This window comes from Duganella levis, assembly GCF_009857605.1.
In the GTDB taxonomy this organism is placed as follows: domain Bacteria; phylum Pseudomonadota; class Gammaproteobacteria; order Burkholderiales; family Burkholderiaceae_D; genus Rugamonas; species Rugamonas levis.
On sequence record NZ_WWCT01000015.1, the window covers coordinates 141907 to 158155 of the forward strand.

Sequence of the window (16249 nt, forward strand, 5' to 3'; positions counted from 1 at the left end):
GGCCGCGAATGTAAAATCATTCTGCACCCAGTTTAGCATGGATGTTTCTAATTAGAAATTCTCCGGGCGATAAAAAACCCGGTACGGGACCGGGTTGTGTACGGGGCGCGCAACAGTTTTAGCGGCGATTGGTCTTCATCGCCGATTCGACCTCGCGCTTGCCGTCGCGATCTTTCTCTGTGGCACGTTTATCGTGCATTTTCTTGCCCTTCGCGAGGCCGATTTCACATTTGACGCGGCCGCCCTTGTAGTGCAGGTTGAGCGGCACCAGGGTGTAGCCGGAGCGCGTCACCCGGCTGATCAGCTTGTCGATCTCCTGGCGGTGCAGCAGCAGTTTGCGGGTCCGCACGGCTTCCGGGCTGATGTGGGTGGAGGCGGTCGGCAGGGCGCTGATGTGGGCGCCGAACAGGTACAGCTCGTCGCCCTTGATGGTGACGTAGGCTTCCTTGATCTGGACGCGGGCATCGCGGATCGCCTTGACTTCCCAGCCTTCGAGCACGATCCCGGCTTCGAAGCGGTCTTCGATGAAGTAGTCAAAAAAGGCTTTTTTGTTGTCGGCTATGGTCATGAGTGGGTATCGGTTAAACTACTGCTGCGCGCCGTGAGACGCGAATAATTCAACATCATAGCAAATGGTTAGACAATGGCAGTAGTACACAAATCAGTTTTCCTTGGTTATAGCGCACAGCAAATGTTTGATCTGGTGGCCCGGATCGAGGACTATCCCAAATTCCTGCCGTGGTGCGGTGGTGTCGAGATCCGTGAACGCAATGGCAACACGGTAGTGGCCAGCGTCGGCATCAACTATCACGGCGTCAAGCAGAGTTTTACCACGTCGAACGAAAACACGCCGCCGGATCAGATCAAGATGAAGCTGGTGGACGGTCCTTTCAAGTGCCTGGACGGCGTATGGACGTTTAAAGCGCTGCGCGAGGATGCCTGTAAGATCGAGCTGGATTTGCGCTATGAGTTCTCCAGCGGGCTGCTGGACAAGCTGGTGGGGCCGGTGTTTGGCATGATTGCCAACAGCATGGTGGATTCCTTCTGCAAACGGGCGGAAACGGTGTATGGCGGCTGAGACTTTCGCGATCCAGGTGTGCTATGCCAGCGACGGCGCGCAATTCCTGCGCGACCTGCAGGTGCCGGCCGGCACCACGCTGGAGCAGGCCGTCGCCCTGAGCGGCGTGTTGCAGGAAGTGCCGGGCCTGGACCTGAGCCAGCTACAAACCGGCATCTACGCCAAGAAAAAGCCGCTCGACACCATCCTGCGCGCCCACGACCGCATCGAACTCTACCGCCCCCTGATCGCCGACCCCAAACACGCCCGCCGCCGCCGCAAAGCCCCCGCGCCCGGTTGATGTAGATCACAGGGGCTCATGCATCTCGGCCCATCATAGGCTATCAACGCCTCGACGGTGGCCGCCATGACATCCCAACAATTGCGTCCTGTGCAGTTTGCTTATGCGGCAGACTTCTCTCGTCATTTGTACGAGTGCTTGAGTGCGATTGAGTTTCGAGCGTTGAAGGCGCTGCTAACTGAAGAGCCAGAGATTGGCAAAAAATTGTCAGGCTCACGAAACTCACGGGGGCTTGATTACTGTGGCTGCATTATTTATTACTCTTACGAACCGTTGTTCCATGCTGCGTGTTTTCTGGAAGTGCTCAGAGTTGAACCGCAGATTGTACGTTCGCTGCCGTTTCTCCAGCGATTTCGGAACTTTTTCAAAGGTTAGATGTCGAACTTTTAGGAGGTGACGTTATGGATACTAAATCGGTGTTAAAAGGCATTGAGGAGTTTCGCCAATACTTGCTCGGCGAGGCTCCGATGCTCGTCGGCGGCGTAGACGATGACATTAAGGATTTAGTTCCCACATATTTCACTGGCGAGCCGAATCCCAATGCTGAAATATGGAAGTTTTTTGAGTACGTCAATGCCAATCCTGAGCGGTTTGAAATGGAGTTAAAACAGCATTATCTGCAAGTTCTTAGCGCACGGCGCTCTCGCGTAGTTGGCTAACGCAGGTTGTGCAATAGAAAATCGCGGGTGGCGGGTTGGCGAAAGAAGTCGGTGTGCCAGACGGTGGTTTGTTTTTGTTCGGCGCTGCCGAAGCTCAGCATGTGGTCGGTGTCGGGCGCGGCGTTTGGGAGCAGCACGCTGTCGTAGGGGACGACCATGTCGTTGGCGCTGTCGATCAGCACGCTGCTGAGCAGGGAGCCGGCATGTTCCAGCACGGAATCGCCGTAGTCGAAGTTGGCGCGGGCGTAGTAGTTGCTGGCGCTGGTCAGCAGTGTGCCGCTGCGGTTCAGCAGCTCGATCAGCGCCGAGTCGCTGGCCAAGGCTTGTACACTCGGCTGCGCAAAGCCCAGCGACACCACCATTCGCGCCAGCCCGATCACCAGATCCAGCGCCATGCTGCCGCTGAACGACGCCAGCAACGCTGCCACGTTGAGAAAGTGCTTGATCTCTTCCGGTGAAGCCAGCGGCGATCCCTGGTTGGCCGCCGCCACAAACATCACCTTGCCAACCTTGGCGATGCGTCCGGCGCGTGCCCGAACGATGTCGGCCATGCCGTCGGTCAGCAGCGAACGCACTACCAGCCCGCCGCGACTGTGGCATAAGATGTCCACCTCCCAGCCCGCATTCGCCGGCAGCCGGTGCAGCAGGTTCATGGCGTTCTGCTGCGGCGTGCGGCCGATGGTCCAGTGGTCGTAGCCGAACACGCGGCCTTCGTAACGTTCCAGCAGCGGTTGCAGATCGAGGTCGCCAAACGCGCCTTGGGTCGAACTGAATACGCCGTGCACCAGCAGCAATACCTTGCGCCCGCGCGCCGCGCCGAGTTCGGCCGGGGTCGCGGTCTGGCCGTAGCCGTGGCGCAGCGCCAGCAGACGTTCCGGCTGATGGTGCGCTTCGATCTTGTCGATCATCGCCTGCGTCATCTGCACCCCGGCGTTAACCGTGGCTTGCACGATCCAGTCCCAGCCCGATTGCGCCGACAGCGTGAGCCCCGACGCCGGGCCGGCTTCACCCGGAAATACGAATTGCACGCAGCCGCTATCCTGGTGCCGCACGATGTGCAGCTCGCTGTCCGATATCAAGGCCGCCGGCAGCGGCGGCGTGCCCAGCATCGGCTGCAAGTCCGGCATGGCTGCCAGCAGGGCGTGATCGTCCATCGCGTCCTGTAAAGCGCGCTGCAATTCGGCTTGCTTGTTGGGAGTGAGTGGCATGCGCCAAGTGTACCGCTGTCTTCGAGCAGCGCCTTGCACTGTTGCAAAGAAGGTTTGCAGGCGTGAGGCTTTCTCGCGCCATTACCCGCGCATAAGATACACTCATCGTTATCCACCGCAAGAGTTCATGATGAGACGCAAGCAGTTGCTCCTGGTCGCCAGCTTCTGGTTTAGCCTGCCCGTTGCGCAAGCGGAGTCCGCGTGTCCGACCGTCACGCGCGTCGGGCTGAGCGATCTCGGCTACACCTCTTACCGCGAGCAGGGCCGGATTGGCGGCATCGCCGTCGATATCGCCAATGAGGTGGCGCGCCGCACCGGCTGCAAGTTCGAATTCCATTGGTATCCGCGCCAGCGTCTGTTCATTGAGCTGGCAGCGGGACACGTCGACATGACGATGGGCTCGTTGCGCCTGCCGGAGCGCGACGCCTACGCCAGCTATCTGCCTTACGCCTGGCTGCAATACGATCTGGTGCTGACGGAGCCGGACGGCAGCCCGTTTGTCAGCCTGAGTGACTTTGTCGCGCGCGGCACGGGACGGCTCAATGTCACGCGTGGCGTGGCCTACGACAGCGCGATCGAAACCCAGCTGGCGCTGCTGGCCGCCGCCGGGCGACTGGAAGTGGTGAACGATTTCGAGACCGTGTTCGGCAAGCTGGAAATGGGCCGCGCGGAAGGCACATTGGCCTCGCCGCCCATCTATAACAAATACCTGAAGCAGATCCACCTGTCAACGCCAGCCGTGATTGTGCCGCTGCCGGAATCGGCGCCGCAGTTCACCGGTATCTATTTGTCGAAGCAGACCATTTCGCCAGCGGCACGCCGGCATTATGCGGCGGCGCTGAAGACCATGACAGAAGAGCAGCGCGTGCGCGACATCTACGCCAAATATTTTGATGAAGCCACCGTCAAGCGGCTGTTCCGGCCAGGACCGGCGACGCTGGTGGCGGCGTTGTCGGCGGCGGAGTGAGGAACGCTGCACGGCCCGCAAGCCGTGCAGCATGCGCCGCGATTAGCGGCCGTTGACGTCTACCGTCTTGGCGGCCAGCTTGACCTTGACGCTGGCAGCTGGCTTGGCGCCGGCCGATTCGGCCAGCGTCACCAGGTACTCGCCGGCGGCGATCTTCCAGGTCTTGCTGGCGCTGTCGTACACGCCCAGCAGACGCGGATCGATCTTCACCGTGGCCTTGCCGCTGGCGCCGGACTTCACGGCCAGCTTGTCCCAGCCGCCGAGGCGCTTAGGCGCTTCCCAGCCGCCGCTGACCGGCGACACGTACACCTGGCCCACCGACTTGCCATCGCGCTTGCCGGTGTTCTTGATGCTGAAGCTGACCTCGATACCGTTGCCGGCTGGCTTGGCGCTCAAACCCTCAAGCGCAAAGCTGCTGTACGACAGGCCGTAACCGAACGGGAACAGCGGCTTGTGGCCCTTCAGGTCAAACCACTTGTAGCCGACTGCCGCGCCTTCGATGTTGTAGTCGGTGGTGACCTTCTCGATGATGTTCTCATCCTTGGTCTTGGCATCGCCATCCAGCTTAGGACGCGGCAGCTGCGCCAGCGAAGCCGGGAAGGTGGCAGGCAGACGGCCGGACGGATTGACTTCGCCACTCAGCACGCGCGCAATCGCGGCGCCGCCGTTGGTGCCCGGATACCAGGCTTCCAGCACCGCGCCAACGTCGTTCAGCCATGGCATCACCACCGGGCCGCCGGTTTGCAGCACCACCACGGTTTTCGGATTGGCCTTGGCCACGGCGGTGATCAGGTCATCCTGCTTGTTCGGCAGATTGAGGTCGTCGCTGTCAAAGCTCTCGGCCATCCACTGGTTGCCGAACACGATGACGACATCTGCGCCGGCTGCCAGCTTGGCGGCGGCAGCGACGTCCTTGCCGTCGTTGTAGGTTAGCTTGGCCTTGGTCAGCGCAGCCAGTTCGCCCATCGGCGACGAGCGGTGATAGACGATCGGGCCTGGGAAGTAGGCCGGGCCTTCATTCGGCACCGCCGAACCGCCTTTCGGATACACTTGCGCCGAACCGCCGCCCGACAGCACGCCGACGTCCGCATGGCCGCCGATGATGAGGATATTGCGCGCGCTGGCCGCCAGCGGCAGCAGGTCGTTCTGGTTCTTCAGCAGCACGATGGCTTCTTCGGCGTCGGCTTGCGTCACCTTGCCGTGCGCGGCGAAGTCGATGCCGGCATCCGCCGACGTCGGCGTCGACACCGGATGCTCGACCACGCCGTGCGCGAACATGGTGCGGGTGATGCGCTTGACCATGTCGTTCAGGCGCGCTTCCGGCACGTGGCGGTTGACCACTGCTTCCTTCAGCGCTTCATTGAAGTAGCCCGATTTATCGAACGGGAAGCCGGACTGCTGGTCCAGGCCACGGTTGGCGGCCGGGATGGTGGAGTGGGTCGCGCCCCAGTCGGACATCACGTAGCCAGTGTATTTCCAGTCCTTCTTCAGCACTTCGTTGAGCAGGTAGTCGTTCTCGCAGGCGTAGTCGCCGTTGACGCGGTTGTACGCGCACATCACCGAACCCGGATCGCCGCGCTCGATGGCGAATTGCAGCGCCAGCAGGTCCGACATGCGGCCGGCCTTGTCGGCGATCTTGACGTTGATGTGATTGCGGTTGGTTTCCTGGTCGTTGAAGGCGTAGTGCTTGACGGTCGAAATGATGTGGTTCGACTGGATGCCGCGAATCTGTTCGCCGACCATCACGCCTGCGAGCAGCGGATCTTCACCGCCGTATTCGAAGTTGCGGCCATTGCGCGGTTCGCGCATCAGATTGACGCCGCCGGCCAGCAGCACATTGAAGCCGGTGCTGCGTGCCTCGCTGCCGATCATCGCGCCGCCGGCGAAGGCCAGTTGCGGATTCCACGTGGCGGTGGTGGCCAGGCCGGAAGGCAGGGAAGTGCGCTCATACGGTTTCTTGGAGACTGCTTGCGTGGCGACGCCAACGCCGGCATCCGACTGCCACTGCGGCGGCAGGCCAAGGCGCGCGATGCCCGGCACATAGCCGGCGGAATCGGGACGGCCTTCTTTCGGCTGCTCGTATTTCTTCGGCGAGAATTCGGTGGAGAAGTAGGCGAACACGGTCTGGATTTTTTCATCCAGCGTCATCGCCTTCACCAGCTGGTCGGCGCGCACGTCGGGCGACTGCTTGGCGTCGAGCCAGGGTTGCGGTGCGTCTGCGGCGTGGGCGCCGGTCAACATGAGTGGATAAGCCAGTGCCAGAGACAGCCAGAGACGCTTCTTCATACGATACAGTGTCCTTATAATTTTAAGTTAATTTAGCGTGGGATGAGAACCTCCAACGCGTATGCTCCGCCCGCAACGATACCTTTGATAACGTTTTCAGTCAAACGCTTACCGTCTTGCCACACCTGTATTTCGTCGACGTCGGCGCGTTGTATAGACACGTTGAAGGTCGCGTGGCGGAACTGGCGCACCACCTTGATGCCGTCCCAATGCGACGGCAGTTGCGGCTTGATGGTCAGGCCGTCGCTGCTGCCCTTCAAGCCGCACAGGCCTTCGACGAAGCACAGGTAGACCCACGACACGGTGCCGGTATTGAACAACTGGCTGGAACGGCCGGCGGTACGCGGATACTCGTGGTATGCGCCGCGATAATAGTTCGGGATGAACACCGGCAGTTGGCCGCGTTGCAGGTAATCGGCTTCGCTCGGGCCGGGCAGCATGCGGCGCAGCAGCTCGTAGGCACGGTCGCTTTCGTTGATCGTGTACAGGCTGTAGATGTAGAAGATCGCCGCGTGGTTGTACACCGCGCCGTTCTCCGCCGATCCCGGGTGCTTTTGGGTGACGCGGCCGACATCGTCGCGCATGGCGCTGAACGGCGGCGCAAACATCTGCACGCCGTACGGCGTCACCAGCTGTTGCTCCACTTGCGACACCATCGACGCGCGCTGGCCGGCATTGGCGGCGCCACCGAGAATGGCCCAAGCCTGCGGGTTAAGCCAGATGCGGCCTTCCTGGTCCTTGCGAATGCCGAAGGTGACGTTGTTGTCGGTGATGCCGCGCGCGAACCAGTCGCCGTCCCACAGATGTTCGTTGGCGGCGCGGTTGACGCTTCGCGCGCCGGCGCGGAAATGCTTGGCGCTTTCGGCCAGCGAGGAACTGGCGCCGCTGGTCTCGCAAATCTCGGCCCACAGATTGAGCGCGTAGGCGGTGGCCACGGTCAGCCAGCCGGACACGCCGCGGCCCTTGTAGCCGACCATGTTCATCGGATCGCACCAGTCGCCCTGGGCGATGTAGCTGAGGCCACGCTTGTCGCGCGCCTGTAGCAGCCAGTCCATGGCGCTGCTCACACGTTCGGAGACGGTGAGGGCGATGCCGGTTTCCGTGCCCACCACGTCTTCGTTGAGGATGTCGTAGTCGGCGGTTTCGTCGAGGTAGACCTTGAGCGCCACCGGCAGCCACACGCAATGGTCGGTGTGCGGCACCTGGTTGATGTATTTGAGCTCCGCGCCTTCGGTCAGCAAAATCCCGTCCGGCATGGCGCCAGTGGCTTCCTGCTGCGACAGCGCGTGCAGGAAGGCTTTGCGCATCACACTGGGCTTGATGAAGCTCATGCCCATATTGTCCTGCAGGTAGTTGCGGGTTTGCGGATCGGTGCTGAGGCGATTGACGTCGCCGTGGTAGAACACCTGGCGCGGCAGCCAGTGATTGACGAAGTTGTCGAGGTCCGCGTCCGGCGTTTCGATGCGCAGGCATCCATGGCCGCTGGCGACGTAGGCGGCGTAGTCGTCGGCGGTGGACTGGAATGCCTTGGCGCTCAGGTACTTGGCGCGCACCGCCTGGATTTCGGCGTCGTCAAACGCGGGGCCGAACAGGAAGCGGTAGTCGCGCGCTTCGCCATCGGCCAGCGTGACGCGGTACTGCACGGTGGCGGTCGGCGTTTCGTAGCGCGCGTCGCTATTGCCCATCTGCTCTGCGGTGATGGCGGATGGCGCATGCAAACCGCCTTCGCCTTCAAACGCCGACTGGCGCACCTCCCATGCATCCGGCGCTTGCTCGCACAGGAAGTAGGTCTTGTCCTTGAAGTCCTTCTGTTTGAAGTAGTCCGCCACCTTTTGATATGGCGTGACGCTGCTGGCCACGACGCCGCCCAGGTCCGGGCGATACTCGCCCGACTGGTTCATCCACGACATATAGCCGACCGGGAAATAGGGGTAGAGACTTAGCTTGCGCGCGCGGCCCGACAGATTGGTCACGCGCAGCGACCATAACTCCACCACGTCCGCCACCGGCAAACCAAGAGTTAGTTCCACCCGTATGCCCAGGTGCTCGACGGTCCATGCCAGATTGGCCTTGCCAACCGAGAAGGCGTAGCTGTCCACCTTCGCGCGCACCGGCTCATATGGCGCCGAGAACACCTCACCGGTTTCCTCATCCTTGATGTAGAAGAAGCGGCCCGGATGATGGGCGTAGTAGTTCTGCTCCGGCTGCATGAAGGTCTTGGCCTCCAGATTGGGCGCGTGCGCGTACTTGGCAGGCTCCGGCTGCATGAACTGCGCGGTGGCGTAGCCGCGGCAGGTGACCTGTATCATCATCTTCTGATTCCACAGGAAGCCCGCCGCCTGTGGCATCGCGGTGGGGCTGTTCAATTCGTAGCGGTCGCCGTTGTGGGTTGGGCGTAGCATCATCACTCTCCGTCAGATCTTGCGCGCTTCCAGATCCGCCTGGATCTGCAGCAGCTTGTTGTTATCGAGGTTATAGAAGAACATCACGGCCACCGCAAGCAGCGCGAAGGCGGCCGGAATAAAGGACATCAGCCAGACGATGCCCGCCTGCGAACCGGCGCTTTGCACGGCGTTGGCGACGTAGCCCAGCTGGGTGAAGATCGAGCCGATCACCGCGACCGCAATCGCGGTGCCCAGCTTCTGCGAGAAGGTGGCGGCGGCGAAGGTCATGGCGGTGGCGCGGCGGCCGGTGCGCCATTCGTTGTAGTCGGCGGTGTCGGCGTACATGGAGAAGGCCAGCGGTGACTTGGGGCCGAGCGCCAGGCCCATGCCGATCTGCAGCGCGAACATTAGCCATACCTGGTCCTTCGGCACGAAGAAGAAGGCCGACGACAGCACGGCGGTAATCGTCATCAGTATCATCATCAGCTTCTTCTTGTCGACGAAGCGCGTCATCAACGGCGTGAGCGAGGCGCCGGCGGCGGCCGACAGCATATAGGCCGGCACAAAGGTCGTCATCAACTCGGGCCGCTGCACCACGTACTTGAAGTAGTAGGCCGCGCTGCTGGTACGCAGCGTGATGGTGATCATGATAATCAGCGCCAGGAAAAACAGCGCCACCCAGGGACGGTTCTGCGACAAGTCGCGGACGTCCTGCCAGACGTTGCTCTGCTGCGTGGAGACCGGCACGATGCGCTCGCGCGTGTTCAGGAAAGTCAGCACGAACAGCAGCGAGGCAAACACGCTCCACGTCAGCATGGTGAGCTGCCAGCCCAGCTTATCGTTGCCGCCGCCCAGCCAGTGCACCAGCGCCGGCGTGGCCGCCGTCACCACGGTGCCGCCGGCGAAGGCGAAGATGAAGCGCAAGCCGTTGACGGTGGAGCGCTCCTGCGGATCGGCCGACAGCACGCCGGACAGGGCGTTGTACGGGATGTTGATGCAGGTGTAGCAGACCATCATGGCCAGGTAGCTGCCGTAGGCCCAGATGATCTTGCCGTCCGCTGACAGGTCGGGCGTGGTGTAGGTGAGCACGGCGGCGCAGGCCAGCGGCAGCGGCACCCAGATCAGATAGGGGCGGAACTTGCCCCAGCGCGTGCTGGTGCGGTCGGCGGCGGCGCCGATCATCGGATCGGTGAAGGCGTTGATGATTTTGATCGTGAACATCATCGACGCGGCGGCGGCGGCAGAAATGCCGAACACGTCGGTGTAGTAAATCAGCAGGAAGGTGGCGATATTGGTCCAATAGAAATTGAAGCCCATGTCGGCCACGCCGTAGCTGATTTTTTCCCGCCAGGTCAGTTGTTTGTTCACTGTCATCGTCAAGCGCATGTAAAAGCAGGCAGCAAGGTTATCACTGCCTGAACGGAACGGGTTGCCGTTCCGGAGAGAGCCTGTTTTTGATAGCGGTAACTATCATGTGTGCAAAATCTGTTGGACCAGCTCGGCCGGCGGCTTGCCGATGTCGAGCACGATGCCGGCTTCGTCATCTTGCAGTGGTTCCAGCGCGGCCAGTTGGCTGTCCAGCAGCGTGGTCGGCATGTAGTGATCCTTGCGCGCGGCCATGCGGCTGGCGATCAGTTCACGCGGTCCGGCCAGATGGGCGAAGCGCAATTCCGGATCGGCGCTTCGCAGCAGGTCGCGGTAGCGGCGTTTCAGCGAAGAGCAGGACAGCACCAGACCACTGTTTTTGAGGCGGGCGTCGCGGATTTGCTGGTGCAGCGCCTGCAGCCAGTCGGCGCGGTCGCTGTCGGTCAGCGGCACGCCGGCCGTCATCTTGGCGACGTTGGCGTAGGAATGGTAGGTGTCACCTTCCAGAAAGGGCACATCCAGCGCACCGGCCAGCTGCAATCCGACCGAGCTCTTGCCGCAGCCGCTGACGCCCATTACCACCCAGCGAGTTTGTGTTTGATTAGTCATTGATTTGCAAATACATGATAGCGCTAACAGTTTCCAGCGAGTTTAGACAAATTGGAAAAATTGTAAAGGAATATCGATGCTGCGCCGCAGCAGCGGCGCCGGGAGGCTAGGCGCTCTCGCGCGCCATCAGCGTAAAGCCGAGGTCGACCTGCTTGTTGACAGGATTGTCACCCTTGATGACCGAGCGTAGCAGGGTGGCCGCCTCGAAGCCGATGCGGTAGCGCGGCGTGCCAATGGTGGTCAGCGACGGATTCATCCACGCCGAGGCGGGCAGGTCGTTGAAACCGCAGATCGCCAGTTGCGACGGCACCGCGATACCGCGCCGCTGGCACTGGTAAATAGCGCCGTGCGCCAGGTCGTCGTTGCAGCAGAAGATGGCGTCGCAATCCGGCGCCTGCGCCAGCATTCGGCCCACCAGCTCGGCGCCGAGGGCGATGGTGGACGGCTCGGCGACCATCACCTCCAGCTTGACGTCGGCCAGGCCGGCTTCCTGCATCGCCTTGCGGTAGCCCTCGGCGCGGCGCAGCGTACGTTCGTCCAGCTGCGCGCCGATGAAGCCGATCCGCTTGTGGCCTTTGTCTAATAGATAGCGCGTCATCGCGTGGCCGGCCTGGAATTGCGAGAAGCCGACCGTCAACTGCTCCGGATCGCTGGACATGTCCATCATCGACACCACCGGCATGCGCAGCGTGGACAGCATCTGCTGCACACGCGGGCTGTGGCTCAGGCCGGACAGCAGCATGCCGTCGGGATTCGATTGCAGGTAGGTGTTGATCAGCTTTTCCTCTTCCTTGTCGGAATAGCGGGTGTTGCCGATCAGGATCTGGTAATCATCGGCGTCCAGCGCGTCCTGGATGCCGGCCAGCACTTCGGTGAACACGGCGTTGGACAGTGACGGCACCAGCACCGCGATCACCTTCGATTGCGACGAAGCCAGCGCGCGGGCGGCACGATTTGGTACATAGCCCAGCTCGACAACGGCCTTGTCCACCCGGTCGCGCAGCGCCTGCGACACCATCTCCGGCTGGGTAATGGCGCGCGAGGCGGTCATGGTCGCCACCCCGGCCTTGTTGGCCACCATCGCCAGCGTGATGCGGCCACTGGCGCGGCTCTTGCCCGCTTGAGTCTTCGTCATTGATGAAACTTGATTAATGTTGATATTGATGCTGATAGCGATATCATACGGCAGGAAAGCCGAAAGTAAGAGAGGTTATTTGCATTCGGCTAACACTTTTTGCGTGTTTTTACGCAATTCTTCGCGCTGTGCGTCGTCCATATAGCTGCGTTCGCCATTTTTATCGAAACTGCTGAGGCGCACGCCCTGGTCGATCGCCTGCTGGTTCTTGCGGGCGGCGTCGCAGTTGGCGGCTTGCTCGGCCTTGTTGCGGGCCTCGGCGGCCGCGCGCTGGGCGGCTTCGGCGCTTGCCTGCTTGCGTTTGTTGAAGTCGTCATTGCGTTCGGCCAGCGTGGGGGCGGACGCGGTTGCCGGCCTGGCGGCCGGCTCAGCCTCGGCTGGCGCATAGGGATTGAATAGCGGCTTGCCAGGCGCCTTCAGGATGCGCTTTTCAGGGATGTTGGGCGGCGGAGGGCGGTCGGACAGTTGCTTGACGCCTTTGTCGTCCACCCAGATGTACTGCGCCACGGCCAGCGATGAGGCGGCCAGCAGCAGTGTGGCAAGCAGGATGTGGCGGTGATTCATGAGGCGCTCCAGTGTAGACGTGCGCAGATTTCGCCATGATTCATGACAACTGTCAACTGCACCCCAGTACAGCCTGCGCACTGCGCCGTCCTGGCGATTGATGCGCTAATATAATGCAACCCTCACACCATAGGAGATTGGCATGCCATTTTACAAGGTTTGGTACAGCAACAAATCTGAGCCGCTGGAATTCTCCAGCGCCTCCCGCGTCCCTGATGCGCAGATCCTCGACCGCGTGTTCGCGCACGAGAACCTGACCGCCGACGCGGCGTCGACGCTGGGCCAGCGCATTGCCGCCAACAATCTGGGGCCGGTGCGCTATACCGAAGACGAAGGCGAGCCGTACACCATCGAATAGCGATCGCGGCTTTCCCTGCCGCCCAGTTCTACAATTCCCAGGTTTTAATCGTGTGAACCGTCAGGAACTGGCCGGTGGCCTGCGCATCGTTCTGCGGGAAGAACAAGCCGGAGGCATTGTTGCCACTCAGCGATCCGCAGGCCAGGTTGATGCCCAGTTGGTGCGGCAGTCCCTGGGCGGTCACCCAGTCGGACTCAGACACCGCAACGCCATCGAGATAATGCACCACCTTGTCCCGGGTCCAGATGACGCCGACGGTGCGCTTTTGGCCATTGGCGAGGGGCTTCGGCAATACCAGATACGCTGCATCACGGGTCTGGATGCCGCTGTTGCTGTTGCCCGACGGGTTGCCGGCCCAGAATCCGCCACGCGGCGACGCCACCTTGCGCTGGTAGGGCTGGGTGTGCAAAAAGCCGGTCCAGGTCGATGGGCCGTTGCTGAGGCGCGTGAACAATTCAAACACGTCCACTTCCGGCGACGGCGACTGCGCGACCCGGATGCGTTCGGGATTGAAGCTGTAGAACCACACGGCCGGCCAATATCCCCACAGCATGCCCGGGGTGGCGGCCATGGCCTTCTCAATCGCCGGCTTGGCGTAGTAGCCGCCGCCGGGGAACTGGGGCATGGCCGGCATGGTGATTTCGACCTCCAGCGCCTGGACCTGGAAGCCTGGCCGCTGCGGCCCGTACGCCCGCTTGCTCCAGATTTGACCCGAACTCAGTCCCGGCACGAACAGCACGCCGTCGCCGGTATTGTCGCCGCCCGGCGTCAGCACTTTCAGAGGGCGGCCAAAGCGCACCGGCTTGTCGAACGTGACCGACAGCCGGTCGGCGGCAACCGACGCCACCCGGGCGCGATCGGCTGCTCGCGGGTCATTGTAGTAACCGGGATCGCCATTGACGCCCATCGCAAACATGCCGGGCACCACGGTGGACGCCAGCGGTGTCTTGAATTTGAGGGTGGTCATGCCGCCATTGCTCACTTCGGCCGCTACCCGCGCGAAGGCAAACGTGGTGAAGGTGACGTGCCAGTTGCCCTTGTAGGCAGTCTTGATGCCGGAGCTGACCGCTTCAAACGTGATGGTGCCGGCGCCGGCATCTTTGTCCACTACCACCGCAATGCCGGAATTGCTGCCGCCGGTAATGCAGGTGCCCACTTCAATCTTGGCCAGGTCGGCTACGGTCAAACCGATGTCGGCCAGCCGGGTTGGCGCCGAGGCGCCCTCGGCGCCGGCATTGAAGCCATTGCCGGTGGTGACGACGTTGCCACGCAGGTAGGAATTGAAGTGGCCGCCGCTGAGTACGGCCTGCAGACGCAGGCCATCAGCTTCCAGCACATGGTTTTGCGGGTTGAATTCGGTGGCGTAACGCTGCACTTCGCTATTGATGGTGACAGGCCCGGTGCCGCCCTGGTGGGCGCCGTTGGGGCCGAAATCGCCTTCCAGCGGGTTGAAGCGCGCGGCGACATCGGCCAGCGTCTTGATCGCAGCGCTGACCGCCGTGCCGCTGGGTACTGCGCTGCTGCCGAAGCGCAGGTCTTCGGTCAGGGTGAGGCCGGTCACGGCAGCCTCAAAATCCGGCTTCAGGCCGGCGAAGGCAAAGGTTCCCGCTGCGGCGGACGCACTGCTGACGCCAGCCAGCGGCAGCAACGGAATGCTGGACAGGTATCTGACGACGTTGCGGCGGAGTAGGTCAGGTTGCTTGTACATGACGACGGAACCTTTGAAGGTGTTAGGATCTGGCTATTATTACCGAGATCGCGAGATGGGCGCAGTCTGTTGCAGACAATTAATCTCAATCCCTGTATAATGCCGCTTTGCGCCTATAGGAAATGCTATGCGTCTACTTCAAAAAGCACTCACATTCGATGACGTGCTGCTCGTCCCAGCGTACTCCAACGTCCTGCCTGCGGATACGTCCCTCAAAACCCGTCTGACCCGCAATATCAGCCTGAACATCCCCCTGCTGTCGGCGGCGATGGACACGGTCACCGAAGCGCGTCTGGCGATCGCCATGGCGCAAGAGGGCGGTATCGGTATCATTCACAAAAACCTGAATCCGAAAGATCAGGCCCGTGAAGTGGCGCGCGTCAAGCGCTTCGAGGCCGGCGTGCTGCGTGATCCGATCACCATCCCGCCGACCATGAAGATCCGCGACGTCATCAAGCTGACCGAGCAATACGGCATTTCCGGCTTCCCTGTGGTTGAAGGCAAGGAAGTGGTCGGCATCATCACTAACCGCGATCTGCGTTTCGAGCAGGAACTGGACGCCGAAGCGCGCGCCAAGATGACCCCACGCGACAAGCTGGTGTACGTCAAGGAAGACGCCGACACCACCGAAGCCAAGCGCCTGATGAACAAGCACCGCCTGGAGCGCGTGCTGGTCGTCAACGACGCATTCGAGCTGCGCGGCCTGATCACCGTCAAGGACATCCAGAAATCGCACGAGCACCCGCTGGCGTCGAAAGACTCGCAGGGCAAGCTGCTGGTCGGCGCCGCAGTCGGCGTTGGCGCCAAGGATGAAGAGCGCATCGACCTGCTGGTCGCCGCCGGCGTGGACGTGCTGGTGGTCGACACCGCCCACGGTCACTCGCAAGGCATCCTGGACCGCGTAAAGTGGATCAAGACCAAGTACCCGCACGTGGACGTTATCGGCGGCAACATCGCCACCGCCGCCGCTGCCAAAGCACTGGTGGAATACGGCGCGGACGCAGTCAAGGTCGGCATCGGTCCTGGCTCGATCTGCACCACCCGTATCGTTGCTGGCGTGGGCGTGCCGCAAATCACCGCCATCTCCAACGTTGCTGAAGCACTGGAAGGCACGGGCGTGCCATGTATCGCCGACGGCGGCATCCGCTTCTCGGGCGATATCTCGAAAGCGCTGGCAGCCGGCGCCTCGACCGTGATGATGGGCTCGATGTTTGCCGGTACCGAAGAGGCGCCAGGCGAAGTGATCCTGTATCAGGGCCGTTCGTACAAATCGTACCGCGGCATGGGCTCGCTGGGGGCGATGTCGGATGGTTCGGCCGACCGCTACTTCCAGGACGCCACCATGAAGGCCGACAAGTTCGTGCCGGAAGGTATCGAAGGCCGCGTAGCCTACAAAGGCTCGGTGCTGGCGATCATCTTCCAGCTGGTGGGCGGCGTGCGTCAGTCGATGGGTTACTGCGGCTGCGCTACCATCGATGAACTGCGCAACAAAGCCGAGTTCGTCGAAATCACCTCGGCCGGCATGCGCGAGTCGCATGTGCACGATGTGCAGATCACCAAGGAAGCGCCGAATTACCGTTCGGGCGACTAAGACCTTGCAAACGCCGGCCGACGCCGGCGTTTTTCTATATTCAACCTGGTTCAAACT

15 protein-coding genes are annotated in these 16249 nt (G+C 61.8%); 6 read left to right on the plus strand and 9 right to left on the minus strand.

Features of this window, described 5'->3' with window-relative positions; genetic code table 11:
* Positions 1–118: 118 nt before the first annotated feature.
* Positions 119–568: an SsrA-binding protein SmpB gene (smpB, locus tag GTP69_RS18545; RefSeq protein WP_161046128.1), complete on the minus strand. Its 450-nt coding sequence runs from the start codon at positions 566–568 to the stop codon at positions 119–121.
* 75 nt (positions 569–643) lie between these two features.
* Here smpB and GTP69_RS18550 point away from each other — a divergent pair, with 75 nt between their 5' ends.
* The 3 genes from GTP69_RS18550 (at position 644) to GTP69_RS18560 (ending at position 2017) form a co-directional block, all read left to right on the plus strand.
* Positions 644–1078: a type II toxin-antitoxin system RatA family toxin gene (locus tag GTP69_RS18550; protein ID WP_161046127.1), complete on the plus strand. Its 435-nt coding sequence runs from the start codon at positions 644–646 to the stop codon at positions 1076–1078.
* The gene (locus tag GTP69_RS18555) at positions 1068–1358 is read left to right on the plus strand and encodes an RnfH family protein (RefSeq protein ID WP_161056246.1); all 291 of its coding nucleotides are present in this window, start codon (positions 1068–1070) and stop codon (positions 1356–1358) included. The genes GTP69_RS18550 and GTP69_RS18555 overlap by 11 nt, the downstream gene beginning before the upstream one ends.
* Positions 1359–1759: 401 nt before the next feature.
* A complete protein-coding gene (locus GTP69_RS18560; RefSeq protein ID WP_161056247.1) occupies positions 1760–2017 on the plus strand; it encodes a hypothetical protein in 258 nt (85 codons plus the stop codon).
* Here GTP69_RS18560 and GTP69_RS18565 read toward each other — a convergent pair.
* A complete protein-coding gene (locus tag GTP69_RS18565) occupies positions 2014–3225 on the minus strand; it encodes an esterase/lipase family protein (protein ID WP_161056248.1) in 1212 nt (403 codons plus the stop codon). The two genes, GTP69_RS18560 and GTP69_RS18565, sit on opposite strands and share 4 nt — an antisense overlap.
* Before the next feature lie 127 nt (positions 3226–3352).
* On the opposite strand from GTP69_RS18565, the gene GTP69_RS18570 reads away from it, so the two are divergent.
* Positions 3353–4192 (plus strand): substrate-binding periplasmic protein, encoded by an 840-nt coding sequence (locus tag GTP69_RS18570; protein WP_161056249.1) that lies wholly within the window; start codon positions 3353–3355, stop codon positions 4190–4192.
* Positions 4193–4234: 42 nt separating this feature from the next.
* On the opposite strand, the gene GTP69_RS18575 is transcribed toward GTP69_RS18570, so the two are convergent.
* The 6 genes from GTP69_RS18575 to GTP69_RS18600 all read right to left on the minus strand — a co-directional run bounded on the left by GTP69_RS18575 (position 4235) and on the right by GTP69_RS18600 (position 12535).
* Positions 4235–6478: a beta-glucosidase family protein gene (locus GTP69_RS18575; protein ID WP_161056250.1), complete on the minus strand. Its 2244-nt coding sequence runs from the start codon at positions 6476–6478 to the stop codon at positions 4235–4237.
* Positions 6479–6510: 32 nt separating this feature from the next.
* On the minus strand, positions 6511–8883 hold the full coding sequence (locus GTP69_RS18580) for a GH36-type glycosyl hydrolase domain-containing protein (protein ID WP_229261034.1): 2373 nt from the start codon (positions 8881–8883) through the stop codon (positions 6511–6513).
* Between the two features lie 9 nt (positions 8884–8892).
* Positions 8893–10236, minus strand: a complete 1344-nt coding sequence (locus GTP69_RS18585) for an MFS transporter (RefSeq protein WP_161056251.1) — start codon at positions 10234–10236, stop codon at positions 8893–8895.
* A 96-nt stretch (positions 10237–10332) separates the two neighbouring features.
* Positions 10333–10836, minus strand: a complete 504-nt coding sequence (locus tag GTP69_RS18590; protein ID WP_229261035.1) for a gluconokinase — start codon at positions 10834–10836, stop codon at positions 10333–10335.
* Between the two features lie 106 nt (positions 10837–10942).
* Positions 10943–11971: an HTH-type transcriptional regulator GntR gene (gntR, locus tag GTP69_RS18595; RefSeq protein WP_161056252.1), complete on the minus strand. Its 1029-nt coding sequence runs from the start codon at positions 11969–11971 to the stop codon at positions 10943–10945.
* A gap of 75 nt (positions 11972–12046) precedes the next feature.
* Positions 12047–12535, minus strand: a complete 489-nt coding sequence (locus tag GTP69_RS18600; protein ID WP_161056253.1) for a DUF4124 domain-containing protein — start codon at positions 12533–12535, stop codon at positions 12047–12049.
* A gap of 142 nt (positions 12536–12677) precedes the next feature.
* On the opposite strand from GTP69_RS18600, the gene GTP69_RS18605 reads away from it, so the two are divergent.
* The gene (locus tag GTP69_RS18605) at positions 12678–12893 is read left to right on the plus strand and encodes a hypothetical protein (protein ID WP_161056254.1); all 216 of its coding nucleotides are present in this window, start codon (positions 12678–12680) and stop codon (positions 12891–12893) included.
* A gap of 28 nt (positions 12894–12921) precedes the next feature.
* On the opposite strand, the gene GTP69_RS18610 is transcribed toward GTP69_RS18605, so the two are convergent.
* Positions 12922–14601, minus strand: a complete 1680-nt coding sequence (locus tag GTP69_RS18610; protein ID WP_161056255.1) for a LamG domain-containing protein — start codon at positions 14599–14601, stop codon at positions 12922–12924.
* Positions 14602–14728: 127 nt separating this feature from the next.
* On the opposite strand from GTP69_RS18610, the gene guaB reads away from it, so the two are divergent.
* A complete protein-coding gene (gene guaB, locus GTP69_RS18615) occupies positions 14729–16192 on the plus strand; it encodes an IMP dehydrogenase (protein WP_161056256.1) in 1464 nt (487 codons plus the stop codon).
* The last annotated feature ends 57 nt before the right edge of the window (positions 16193–16249 follow it).